Below are 11,901 nucleotides of genomic sequence, written 5' to 3'. Positions count from 1 at the left end.
TGGCGATTAGTTCCTTTGGTCATCCACTTCAACCCCTTCTGGGACGTTAAAGGTGAAGCGGGCAGCAGCAGGCTTTCCTAACTTGATATCCGTAAACTTAAAGATGCCTTTTTGCCCATCTTGTTCAATGACATTAAAACCATGCACAATCCCTTTTGCATCAATATCAATTTGGAACTGCCCCTGAGTAGAGTCTGCCGCTTTCGGCACAAGAGTGAACATATTACCATCTTGCGTGATTTGATAGTTTTCCCAATCACTGGACTGATTACGAGTGAGTAAAACAAACGGTGTTTGTTGTACGGCTTGTTCTTGCCAGTAAATACTCACCTGTTCAATAAATGGGCTGTAATACCATAAGGTTTTTCCATCCGAAACCAACAGGTTTTCATCCGGTAAAGAGGTACTCCAGCGAAACAGGCTTGGTCTGGCAATATCAACGCTGCCCTCCCCTTCCATCACGACTTCACCATCTGGGCTTGTCACCGTTTGGTTAAAGTTTGCGCTAAAGCCATCATTCATGCCTAATCTCTGATTCAGCTCTTGCTGTGGATTTGCCAATGCTGACGCGCTAAGGAAAAATACAACTAACCATTTTTTCATTTTTATACCTATTCACGGCTAAGGTTTAAAAGGAGTTGCACGTTTTGACTCCTACTTCTAAACGAAAGTTCATTATTCTCTTGGAGGTGCAGGAGCCAGCACTTCTCGGTTGCCATTATGGCCCGGTGCACTCACGATACCTTGAGCTTCCAACTGCTCTACAATACGCGCCGCACGGTTATAGCCAATTTTGAAACGGCGCTGAACACCAGAAACCGAACCACGACGTGACTGAACAACATGTTCAACCACTTGATCGAAAAGGGGATCAAGATCTTCATCGCTCTCCATTTGTTCACCTGGCAGCAAACTTTCTGGCCCCTGATCACCACTGATGATCTCGTCAATATAGTTTGGTTTACCACGCGCTTTCCAGTTGTTCACAACCGCATGCACATCATCATCTGAGGCAAAGGCACCATGCACTCGGATGGTGTGACTCGAACCCGGAGGAAGGTAAAGCATGTCACCCATGCCCAATAGCGATTCAGCACCACCTTGATCGAGGATGGTACGAGAGTCGGTTTTGGTGGATACGGTAAATGCGACTCGTGTTGGAATGTTCGCTTTGATCAGACCGGTAATGACATCTACCGATGGACGTTGTGTCGCTAGGATCAAGTGGATACCCGCGGCACGCGCTTTTTGCGCCAAGCGTGCGATCAACTCTTCCACTTTTTTGCCGACCACCATCATGAGATCCGCAAATTCATCCACAACGACAACGATATACGGCAGTTTTTCTAATAATGGTGGCTCCGTATCCATGCTATCCCCTTCTTGCCAGAAAGGATCATGAATAGGATGGCCCGCGTCTGCCGCCATTTTCAGTTTCTCATTAAAACCTTTAATGTTACGCACGCCCATCACAGACATCAGTTTGTAACGACGCTCCATCTCCCCAACACACCAGCGCAACGCGTTGGAGGCATCTTTCATGTCAGTAACCACTTCCGCTAATAGGTGTGGAATGCCTTCGTACACCGAAAGCTCCAGCATTTTCGGGTCGATCATAATAAAACGCACATCTTCTGGGCTTGCTTTATAGAGCATGCTAAGAATCATAACGTTTACCCCAACAGATTTACCCGAGCCCGTGGTACCAGCCACCAGCACGTGAGGCATTTTCGCCAAGTCTGCGACCAATGCTTCACCAGCAATATCTTGCCCTAGAACCACCGTGGTCGGTGACGTTGCATTCTTAAACTGTGGGCTATCAATTACGTCTGAAAGGTAAACCGTTTGACGGCTCATGTTTGGCAGCTCAAGCCCCACGTAGGGTTTACCAGGGATCACTTCCACAACTCGAACAGCGATAGCGGAAAGTGAACGCGCTAAGTCCATGGATAAGCTCGAAATACGGCTTACTTTTACACCCGGCGCTAAATCAAGTTCAAAACGGGTGATCACAGGACCAGGGAAGATCCCAACCACTTCCGCGGTGATCTTGTAGTCGGCCAGTTTAGATTCGACCAATCTTGCTACTTGTTCTAGAGCTTCTTTATCGATGAAATTCTCGCGTTTTTCAGGGTGATAAAGTAACTCAAGCGTTGGTAACGGCTCTTTAGGGACTGGTAGCGTTGTATCTTGCTTCATTAAGAACGGATTTTGTGTCGCCGCCATATTTTGCTGCGCTTTGGAGACCATGTTTTGGAAGGCGGTGACATCTTGATCTTGCTCTTCATCCTCTTCCACATAATCTTCCACTTCTGGATTCACATCACCCACACTGTCAGCAGCAGGCAACTCCACGGTCTCTTCTTGAGTAGTATGTTGAGTAGTTGATTCTACTCCTGGGTGAGAGAACATTGGCTCTCTCGACTCTGCGATTGCAACGCTCTGCGCCTCATTGTGATGCAATGGTGCTTCTTCAGCAAAACCCACCATGACAGGCTCATCGATTTCTTCTGATATCTTATCCAGTTCGGAAAGTGAGATAACGTGATCAAACTCTTCCACATCTACACTGAAATCTTGCGCATGTTCAACTTGTGTTGTTTGAGAGTGTTTTGCAGAAACTTGAGCGATGTCGGCAACATTATAACGTGCACGCTCTGCACTCATGGCGTCATCAGGCAGGTCATTAACCGACAGTGCTTCTTGCTCTAACTCTTCAATTGTGGCGTTAAGCTTTTTCGCTCGCTCAAAGGAGTTATCCTCCAGTTCATCCAGCTCGTCAGCGACCATTTGGTAGCTCACTGTCTGTGGCATATGGATCGGGTATTCTCTGCGTATTTGAACCACAGGCTCCATTGGTAGCGGATCAGGAATACGCTCTTCCTCAACAATCTCATCTTGTTGTGCTTCTATTTGTAGCTGAGCTTTAGGCTCATCGTCAGACAATGCCATTGGTTGTAATTCAGGTGCGATAACTTCTGTTTTTTCACCGCGAAGACGATTAAGCGCCCACTGACAAACATCGAGAAACAAGCTACCGATCCATTCGACAATCGAGAGCCATGAGATGCCGGTAAGTAGAGTAAAACCCGCCCCCCAAGCAAACAGCAACACCAACGTTGTACCCAGTAGGTTCAGTGTGGGTAACGCTAGACTATTAAGAACATCACCAAGCACACCACCAGAAGAGAAATACCAGATATCGTCAAAATTGATGTCCGCCAAACCACAACTGGTTAAAATTAGTATCACCAGACCGAGCAAACGCGTTCCCCACAACATGAGGTCAATGTGTTCATCTTCGTCTCTGGTTCGGAAAAAGACCCATGTCACAATCACCAATAGCACTGGCAACAGATAAGCCAACAAGCCAAATGTAAAGAAGAGAGTGTCCGCTACCCAAGCACCAAATTGTCCACCTGCATTGCTGATGTCTCCACCCCATGAGGTTTGAGACCAAGAAGGGTCAGCTGGGCTAAAGGTTATTAGGGCAATTGAAAGGAAAGCAGAAGTCAGTACGCCTAGAATAAGGCAGCACTCTTTGAGACGTTGAAAACCGTTCAGACGAGAAGACTGAGCCTCTTCGCTTGTTTTAATAATGGTTTGTACTTTTTTAGCGTTCTCTTTGAACATAAATCAACTTGAATCAACAGTAACTGAAACATTCCGAGCGGCCTGTGCCGCTCGGATTCATAAGTCGATTTAACCATATCGAAAGGAAAAACCCAACGCTTGGAAGGTGAAAGCAGCGATATAAGCCGCTTTCCTTACAAGAATTTAACGTGTTTTAATCACAAGTTGGTTGGTTTGCTTCACTTCTTCCATTACAACGTAGGTTCGAGTGTCATTTACACCTGGTAAACGAAGCAGGGTATCACCGAGCAATTTACGGTAAGCACCCATATCAGATACACGCGTTTTTAATAGATAGTCGAAATCACCAGAAACAAGATGACACTCTTGGATATCATCCAGTTTTTGAACCGCGGCGTTAAACTGTTCAAATACATCGGGCGCACCACGATTTAACGTTATTTCAACAAACACGAGCAACGAGGCATCTAGGTACTGAGGGTTTAACAATGCGGTATAACCCGTAATGTATCCTTGACGCTCTAAGCGACGAACACGCTCTAAACATGGAGTTGGAGAAAGCCCCACGCGTTTAGAGAGTTCAACGTTTGAAATTCGACCATCTTTCTGCAATTCATTCAAAATATTGCGATCGATACGGTCTAGATCCTTGGACGGCTTTTTGTAGTTATCTACCATTTTTTATTCCACCTTATTACTTCCTTGCAAAAAAATATACTACAACTTTTTAATATTCAGTATCAAATTTTGCCACATCACATCTATACTAGGCACAAATTCGACATTACACCCTACACATAGTCAATACAACCAGAATAAAACGAGGAGTCAGGATGATTATTGGCGTTCCAAAGGAAATCAAGAACCACGAATACCGTGTTGGTATGATCCCAGCCAGTGTGAGAGAGCTTATCTCACATGGTCACCAAGTTTTTGTTGAAACTAATGCCGGTGCAGGCATCGGTTTTTCAGACGATGATTACATCGCTGTAGGCGCATCCATTCTTCCTACTGCTGCTGACGTCTTCGCGAAAGCAGAAATGATTGTAAAGGTAAAAGAACCTCAAGCTGTTGAGCGAGCCATGCTCAAAGAGGGGCAAATATTATTTACTTATTTACACCTAGCTCCAGATTTTCCACAAACTGAAGAGCTAATCAAGAGCAAAGCTGTCTGCATTGCCTATGAGACTGTAACAGATCATATGGGTCGCTTACCACTACTTGCTCCAATGTCTGAAGTTGCTGGTCGTATGTCTATCCAAGCTGGTGCACAAACTCTAGAGAAATCTCACGGTGGCCGTGGTTTACTTCTTGGTGGTGTACCGGGCGTTGAACCAGCTAAAGTCGTTGTTATTGGCGGCGGTGTCGTTGGAGCTAACGCTGCTCGTATGGCTGTTGGCTTACGTGCTGATGTTACTATCCTTGACCGTAACGTGGATACGCTTCGTAAATTAGACGAAGAATTCCAAGGCCGCGCTAAAGTTGTTTATTCTACAGAAGATGCAATCGAGAAGCACGTTCTAGAAGCCGATCTTGTCATCGGTGCGGTGCTTATCCCAGGCGCAGCAGCACCAAAACTGGTCACAAAAGAGCACATCGCGAAGATGAAGCCTGGTGCTGCAGTTGTTGACGTTGCAATCGACCAAGGCGGTTGTTTCGAAACTTCTCACGCAACCACACACGCAGAGCCGACTTACATTGTTGACGATGTCGTACACTACTGTGTTGCTAACATGCCAGGTGCCGTCGCTCGCACTTCTACTTTTGCCCTTAATAATGCGACTCTACCTTACATTGTGAAGCTTGCAAACAAAGGATATCGTGAAGCATTGACGACAGATAAAGGCTTCCTACTGGGCCTAAATGTGATTCACGGTAAAGTGACCTGCAAAGAGGTTGCAGAAAGCTTTAACCTAGAATACGTAGATCCAGCAGAAGCCATTCGCATGTTTAACTAAGCTGCAGATTCTAATGCTCTCAGTAAAAAGCTCGCATAAATGCGAGCTTTTTTATTGCAAAAGAATCTAAGTTATAACAAAAAACTCTATACGTAACACTGCCAAATAAGTATTTCTTAGGTGTTCTTTCTGTCAGATGCGTGAATAAGAATATTTCTCGGAGTAATATCTCGATCGCAAAATTCACTTAGCGATACTTGATACCCTTGTTCTTGGAGATACATGGCTTTGTCATAAATAAGCCACATTTCAATTGCACGTTGAAAGATTTGCTGCACCAAGCTTAGCATTTCCATACGCCAAAAACGTTTCGCACCTTCAGCCTCATACAGCTCGAAGTTCACTTGAGGCAAGCTCCATTCTTTCAGCTCCGCAGCCCAACGACAAAACGCCTCAAAGCCTAGCGAAAGCTGTGACTTTTTAATGCTCGGTACAGGCGCATACTCTTTAAAAGCACATTCTTGTCTTAGTAGCAGATCCAAACCAAGACGAAAAGTCATCTCTAATTGTCGATGTCGCTGAACCCGGCTTCCACCAGTCACCGTCTGCTGCAATGGAATTCGCAGTTCACTTCGACTAAGACGTATTCTCGAGAGCTTGGCCACACTCGACAATACTTGGTAAGCGTCGCTCTGAATGAGGTGATAACAACAAGGAGCAATCGTCATCGCTGCTACGCCTTTCTCGCAACCATACTGCATCATTCGAACATGTAAATCTCCGCAGGCATGTAAGGCGACAGCATGCTGTTCGGGCTTAAAGCATTGTTTAGATTGACATTCAAGAGCATCACCTTGAACAAAATGCATGGGCAGATTCAGTGCATCCGCTTCGGATTGACCACTTTGACACAAGGGTAACTGATACTCAAAACTCGTCACGCGTTGCCTAGTTTGAGAAGAAAGAACTCGGCCTAGGTATCCCTTCCCCGAGCACCATTCTAGCCATTCGCTCCCTTGATGACGAGTTAGGCTATAAGAGCCCATTGCTTCAATTTGCTTAAGTTTTCGTCCTGGGATTCCGACGTCAAAACGCTCAGCGAGTTTTATGGTCGTTGTCGAGTGTGGTGCCAATGCAATGTTCGCTAATACCGTTTTGCTATCTGGAATAAACCTGCCAAGATCTGTAATCAAACTAGTGGGATCGAGTTTGTATTGTGATAACTCTTGCACTGAGAGCGAGTTTAACCACGCACACATGTCAGGATGCGTGTCTACCCAAGGAAGTTGTTCATGCAAACTTTGATGAAATGGTTCAAAACGCCAGAATCGTTGGTGCTCAGTAAGCCATTCATCGAGCAATTGAAATTGTTTTTGCATGTATCCCCCTAAAATTGCGACGCTATTTTAGGGGGAAGAAGCGGTGGAGGAAAGCGCTTTAACGAACGGGAAGAACGATGTCTTTAAACATTTCATCAATCTCAGCATTTGATTTCAACGAGATCGCTTGTTCTACTACTGGCCTTGTCAAATGAGGGGCAAATCTTTCCATAAAATCAAACATATATGAACGTAGGAACGTACCTCGGCGGAAGCCGATACTGGTGGTACTTGCGCCAAATAAGTGGCTCGCATCGATCGAGACCAGATCTTTATCCTGCTCTTTATCTACCGCCATGCTGGCAATCACACCCACACCAATCCCCATACGTACATAAGTTTTGATAACATCAGCGTCGGTTGCAGTAAACACCACTCGCGGCGTTAATCCTACTCTATTAAATGCGGTGTCAAGCTCCGAGCGACCGGTAAAACCAAACACATAAGTCACTAATGGATAAGAAGCCAAATCTTGAATAGTCACTTTTTCCTTCTTAGCCAATGGATGCTCTTTAGGTACAACAATCGAACGATTCCAGTGGTAACAAGGCAACATAATCGCATCTTGGTACAAATGCAGAGCTTCTGTCGCAATCGCAAAGTTCGCCGTGCCTTTTGCAATCGCTTCGGACATTTGACTTGGCGTCCCTTGGTGCATGTGCAAGGAGACCTTCGGGTAACGCTTTACAAACCCTTTAATGACATCCGGTAAAGCATAACGAGCCTGTGTATGGGTGGTAGAAATGTTCAGTGTGCCCATCTCAGGATGAGTATGCTCACCTGCCACGGCTTTAATACTCTCAACTCGAGCTAAAATTTCTTGCGAAATTCGCACGATATCTTCCCCAGCTCGAGTCACTTGAGTGAGGTGTTTACCACTTCGTTCAAATATCTGAATGCCTAACTCATCTTCTAAAAGCCTGACTTGCTTACTGATCCCTGGCTGAGAGGTATACAAGCTTTCGGCGGTCGCCGAGACATTTAGATTGTGATTAACGACTTCAACAATGTACTTCAGTTGTTGCAGTTTCATACTGGCCCCGTAATCCGTTACTAATAACAAATCTCACTCATTTGAGCAGAACTTGCGCATACTAAGTTCTCAAATATAATTATTAGTTATAACGTGTAACGTTAAAAATGAACAGTGAAATTGATAGTTTTCTCTGTCATTACTTAACTGGAGATCTCATCAACGATGGTTTTTGTAATGCATACCTCATTCTTCAATCGGATTAGCAACTTTTGATTATTAAAGCTTTAAATAACAGCAATAATCACTAAGAATATGATTAATAGGTGCATGTCATTAAAGGAATCGTGTATCCTTACTCGTTAGCCGTTAATAAATAAAGCAGACAAAACAGATATGAATATTGGTTTAATCATCGCTCTGGTCGCCGTTTTACTTGTACTTGTTATTGGTTACAACGTTATGTTGCAGTACAAAGTAAAGGCAGAAACCGCGAAAAGACAGGAGTCAGCGCGTTATGTTGCCGTTATAGATGCAACAGAGGAGTTGATCGGACACGCTCACCATATCCCCTACAGTAAAGACTTACTCGTCTGCTTAAATAACCGTATCCTAGATGCTTTAGAAAATATGGCGGCACTTGATCCCAAGAGCAAGCAACTTGCTCAACGGGTCGAAGCCATGAAGCAGCAAATCGAACACCTTAAAAACAATTACCAAGGTGGTGAAAGCACAGCCTTTAAAGTTCCGAACAGTGATAAGCAAGCGATTGTGATGCTGAAACTTGTCAAACGCCTGAGAGACACCATTCGTAACGAGCACAACAAAGGTCGCTTTGATACTCAAGCTTACGTTGAAGAAAATGCTCGCCTTGAGACTATGCAGATTCGAATTAACATTGAAAACGTCATCAAGCGTGCGCATGATTCTATTGCTCGCGGTCAAGCAGGCACCGCGGTTCAATTGCTTCGTAAAGGTATTGATGTACTGAGCACAAAAAACGATGCTTACTCAGTCCAAGCCAAAGAAAAGCTAGAAACAATGCTTAATGAGGTTGATAAGAAGCGTTCAGATAAAAACGCGGTAGAACTGCAGCAAATGGAAGAAAAAGAGCGTAACAACGACATGGATGCACTCTTCGGTGATAAGAAAAAGTGGTAAGATTTACCACTACGATTCTCTTTACAAAGGTCGCAAACGCGGCCTTTTTTCATCACTAGTTAAACTGATTTATGATATCTCTCGAAGCGTACCAAGATCTGCTTGGCCCCATTAACCATTTTCTACAATGTGAAACACCTAGTGAATGGGTCGAAGAGGCCAAAAAGCCTGAAAATCTTTCCACCATCTTGATAGATCATTTGCTTTGTGAGCTGAAAGCATAGGTGTGCATATTATTTAAAAGTCCATATTCAACCACTATTATTGCAATCCTCCCTCCTACCGTTTTTCCTGCTAGATCAAAGTACACAACAAGAAAACATAGTAATGTTGTTCCATATAAATAGCGTAGGAAGAAAATTGTGGCAGATACATTGTCTATCAAAGGGGTGACGAGTTATCACCCTAGCAGTCCTGAAACATTAGACATTACGAAGCAGAACACTTTCATTTTTGGATTGAATGGATCTGGAAAATCAACAATTTCAAACTTTTTGTATAAAGCTAACAAATATCCTAGTTGTAGCATTAGTGTTGAAGGTAACTACACTCCTATCGTTTATAACCAAAAGTTTGTGGATGACAATTTTGTTAATAGTTCAGTGCAAGAAGGTGTCTTCACGCTTAGTAAAGATAATGCGGATCTAGAAGCTCAAATTACAAATAAATCTAAGCTGAGAGAAAAGCTATTAGATGCCTTTAATGAAACAAAGAAACTCATTGACGCCGCTGAAAGTGTTCAACGAAAAGCAACCGACTCTGCCATTGAGGAAGTATTCAAACAAAAGTACATAATTGAAAAGACCTCACTTGATCCTTTCCTTAGATCGTTCAAAACCCCTAAACGAAAATTCTATGAACAAGTAAAAAAGCAGAAAGGCGTTACTGACGAGACCATTGAAGCCTTAGATCACGAGTATCAAGAGCTAAATCAATTCGATAAAAATCAACCATCAAAGATATCACTAGAACCAATTCTAGAGATTTCTCCGCAGGATAGTGTCTTGTTATTTGAGCCAATTGTCGGCTCATCAAGTAGCCAACTAACAGATTTCATTAACAAAGTTGACAATCTAGGTTGGGTGAAAGTTGGGCAGGATAACTACCTAGACGACTCACAGACTACATGCCCATTCTGTCAGAAAGAAACTATTGACGAAGAGTTTCGGTCAGAATTGGCCGCTCTATTTGATAAAACATATGAGTCTACTTTGAGGAAAGTCGAACTAGTAGAGAGCTCATACCGTGACAATATAACGAAACACATTGATTCGATTAAGTCTGCATTTGAAAATTGTTCGATATACGACTCTACCCAACACAATGCCGAACCACTATTAGAGCTTCTAGAACACGCTTACACTAGTAACCTAGACCAGATCGTTTCAAAAATTAAGAACCCAACCCTTTCAATCAAGCTTGCCGATTGTACAGAACAGTTCAAACCATTACTCACACTAGCAGAAAGAATCAACAAATCGGTTCAGGCAATTATCGACAAGGCCAAACAATTCAAAGAGAGTGAAGAAAACATTAGATCACGTATGTGGGATTCAGTTAAGTTCCATACAACCCCTGTATTCTCCTTGGAAAAAACACTGTTAGATGAAAAAGAAGAAGAGATTCAGAAGCTTAGAAAACAACAAGAAAAAATAAGACGTATTGGCAAAAAAGTAGCGGATCGAATCAGCTCTCTTCGCTCAAAAACCTCTAATATTGACGACACAATAGAGAGGATCAATGAGAACTTGATCAGTCTAGGTATTACAAACTTTAAAATTGTGGCTTCCACGAATACAGAGCAAAAAAACTTCTTTATGCTTAGTCGAGGAGATAGCTCAGACAACACAACCCCTGTCTTCCGTTCTCTCAGTGAGGGAGAAAAAACGCTTATCACTTTCTTATATTTCATTGAAAAGTGTAATGGCAGTATGAGCAAAGACACCGACATTGCGGCTAAAGAAAAACTGATTGTAATTGACGACCCTATTTCAAGCCTTTCTCAAAATTACATCTATGATATTGCTTCATTGATTCAATCAAAGATCATTAAAGGCCAAAAATTCAAAAAAGTGATTGTGCTTACTCATAGCCTATTTTTCTTCCAAGAACTGATCAAGCTGTCCCCAAACAACGCAGAGCAATTCGATAAGAAGTACACTCTTTATCGCCTAAATAAGAACCAATACTCTAGCGTAGAGCCAATGACACGGGATGAATTGAAAAACGACTACCAGTCTCTCTGGCAAATCCTAAAAGATGTAATGAATGGTAAAGCAAACCCTGTTGTACTTCCGAATGTTATGAGAAACATTACAGAATACTACTTTGGCTTCGTTCACAAGAAGGACAAGCTATCAGGAATACTTAATGACTTAGCAGACAAAGAACCAGAACAAGGTCATAAAGCTTTTTACAGATACATCAATAGAGGCTCACACTCTGATCCAACCAATATAGGCTTAATGGTCAATATAAACCCACAAGCATATTTAGAGCGGTTCGAGGGGATCTTTGTCGCTACTCAGGATAGAGAGCACTATGACTGTATGATGGAACAATAAACGTTACCACTAAGGCATTCATTCAACTTAGCGTCTTGGTAACGAACGGCGGTGTTTGCACACTACCTCAAGTTTGCCAAGACGAAAGCGAGTGTACTTTCGTACATCAACAACTTTAGGTCTCATTTGCAAATCTCCACAAAGACCTGTGTTTGCCACAGGTAGCCTCATCACACAATGTAATAAGCTACTTTGGGTCAGTAGGTAGGAGAATTGCCGAAGTGGTAACTTGAGTATTTTAGTTAAAAACAAACATTAAGTAAATTAGATAGTTAGTAGAGGGCTATAATAGTTTAGCACTTCAACATTCAGCCCCAATTTCAATCGTGTTA

At 43.1% G+C, this 11,901-nt stretch carries 8 protein-coding genes and 1 pseudogene; 4 read left to right on the top strand and 5 right to left on the bottom strand.

Annotation, left to right across the window (positions count from 1 at the left end; translation table 11 throughout):
* Positions 1–6 precede the first annotated feature (6 nt).
* From lolA to lrp, 3 genes are all read right to left on the bottom strand, one after another.
* A complete protein-coding gene (lolA, locus tag CIK04_RS20540) occupies positions 7–603 on the bottom strand; it encodes an outer membrane lipoprotein chaperone LolA (protein WP_097353051.1) in 597 nt (198 codons plus the stop codon).
* Positions 604–675: 72 nt separating this feature from the next.
* Positions 676–3,633, bottom strand: a complete 2,958-nt coding sequence (locus CIK04_RS20535) for a DNA translocase FtsK (protein ID WP_080532718.1) — start codon at positions 3,631–3,633, stop codon at positions 676–678.
* A 144-nt stretch (positions 3,634–3,777) separates the two neighbouring features.
* Positions 3,778–4,272 (bottom strand): leucine-responsive transcriptional regulator Lrp, encoded by a 495-nt coding sequence (gene lrp / locus CIK04_RS20530; protein ID WP_011080767.1) that lies wholly within the window; start codon positions 4,270–4,272, stop codon positions 3,778–3,780.
* Between the two features lie 155 nt (positions 4,273–4,427).
* Here lrp and ald point away from each other — a divergent pair, with 155 nt between their 5' ends.
* Entirely contained in the window at positions 4,428–5,552 is a 1,125-nt protein-coding gene (gene ald, locus CIK04_RS20525) for an alanine dehydrogenase (protein WP_045594480.1), read from the top strand.
* A gap of 116 nt (positions 5,553–5,668) precedes the next feature.
* Here the strand turns inward: ald and CIK04_RS20520 are convergent, their stop codons facing one another.
* A complete protein-coding gene (locus CIK04_RS20520) occupies positions 5,669–6,871 on the bottom strand; it encodes a methyltransferase (RefSeq protein ID WP_097353052.1) in 1,203 nt (400 codons plus the stop codon).
* Between the two features lie 58 nt (positions 6,872–6,929).
* On the bottom strand, positions 6,930–7,904 hold the full coding sequence (cysB, locus tag CIK04_RS20515) for an HTH-type transcriptional regulator CysB (protein WP_011080770.1): 975 nt from the start codon (positions 7,902–7,904) through the stop codon (positions 6,930–6,932).
* Between the two features lie 336 nt (positions 7,905–8,240).
* On the opposite strand from cysB, the gene CIK04_RS20510 reads away from it, so the two are divergent.
* From CIK04_RS20510 to CIK04_RS20500, 3 genes and pseudogenes are all read left to right on the top strand, one after another.
* Positions 8,241–9,005: a hypothetical protein gene (locus tag CIK04_RS20510; RefSeq protein ID WP_011149997.1), complete on the top strand. Its 765-nt coding sequence runs from the start codon at positions 8,241–8,243 to the stop codon at positions 9,003–9,005.
* Positions 9,006–9,076: 71 nt separating this feature from the next.
* A pseudogene (gene miaE, locus CIK04_RS20505) lies at positions 9,077–9,226 on the top strand (tRNA isopentenyl-2-thiomethyl-A-37 hydroxylase MiaE); the annotation flags it as partial.
* A gap of 141 nt (positions 9,227–9,367) precedes the next feature.
* Positions 9,368–11,569, top strand: coding sequence for an AAA family ATPase (locus tag CIK04_RS20500; protein ID WP_097353053.1), 2,202 nt, complete (start codon positions 9,368–9,370; stop codon positions 11,567–11,569).
* Positions 11,570–11,901 lie beyond the last annotated feature (332 nt).

This window comes from Vibrio sp. 03_296, from assembly GCF_002265885.1.
The sequence above is the reverse complement of the archived record's forward strand: the minus strand, read 5'-3'. Positions and strand labels throughout refer to the sequence as shown.

What these genes read in the sequence shown, in the direction of transcription:
- lolA (WP_097353051.1), bottom strand. Translation starts at nt 603, where the DNA reads ATGAAAAAATGGTTAGTTGTATTTTTCCTTAGCGCGTCAGCATTGGCA.
- CIK04_RS20535 (WP_080532718.1), bottom strand. Translation starts at nt 3,633, where the DNA reads ATGTTCAAAGAGAACGCTAAAAAAGTACAAACCATTATTAAAACAAGC.
- lrp (WP_011080767.1), bottom strand. Translation starts at nt 4,272, where the DNA reads ATGGTAGATAACTACAAAAAGCCGTCCAAGGATCTAGACCGTATCGAT.
- ald (WP_045594480.1), top strand. Translation starts at nt 4,428, where the DNA reads ATGATTATTGGCGTTCCAAAGGAAATCAAGAACCACGAATACCGTGTT.
- CIK04_RS20520 (WP_097353052.1), bottom strand. Translation starts at nt 6,871, where the DNA reads ATGCAAAAACAATTTCAATTGCTCGATGAATGGCTTACTGAGCACCAA.
- cysB (WP_011080770.1), bottom strand. Translation starts at nt 7,904, where the DNA reads ATGAAACTGCAACAACTGAAGTACATTGTTGAAGTCGTTAATCACAAT.
- CIK04_RS20510 (WP_011149997.1), top strand. Translation starts at nt 8,241, where the DNA reads ATGAATATTGGTTTAATCATCGCTCTGGTCGCCGTTTTACTTGTACTT.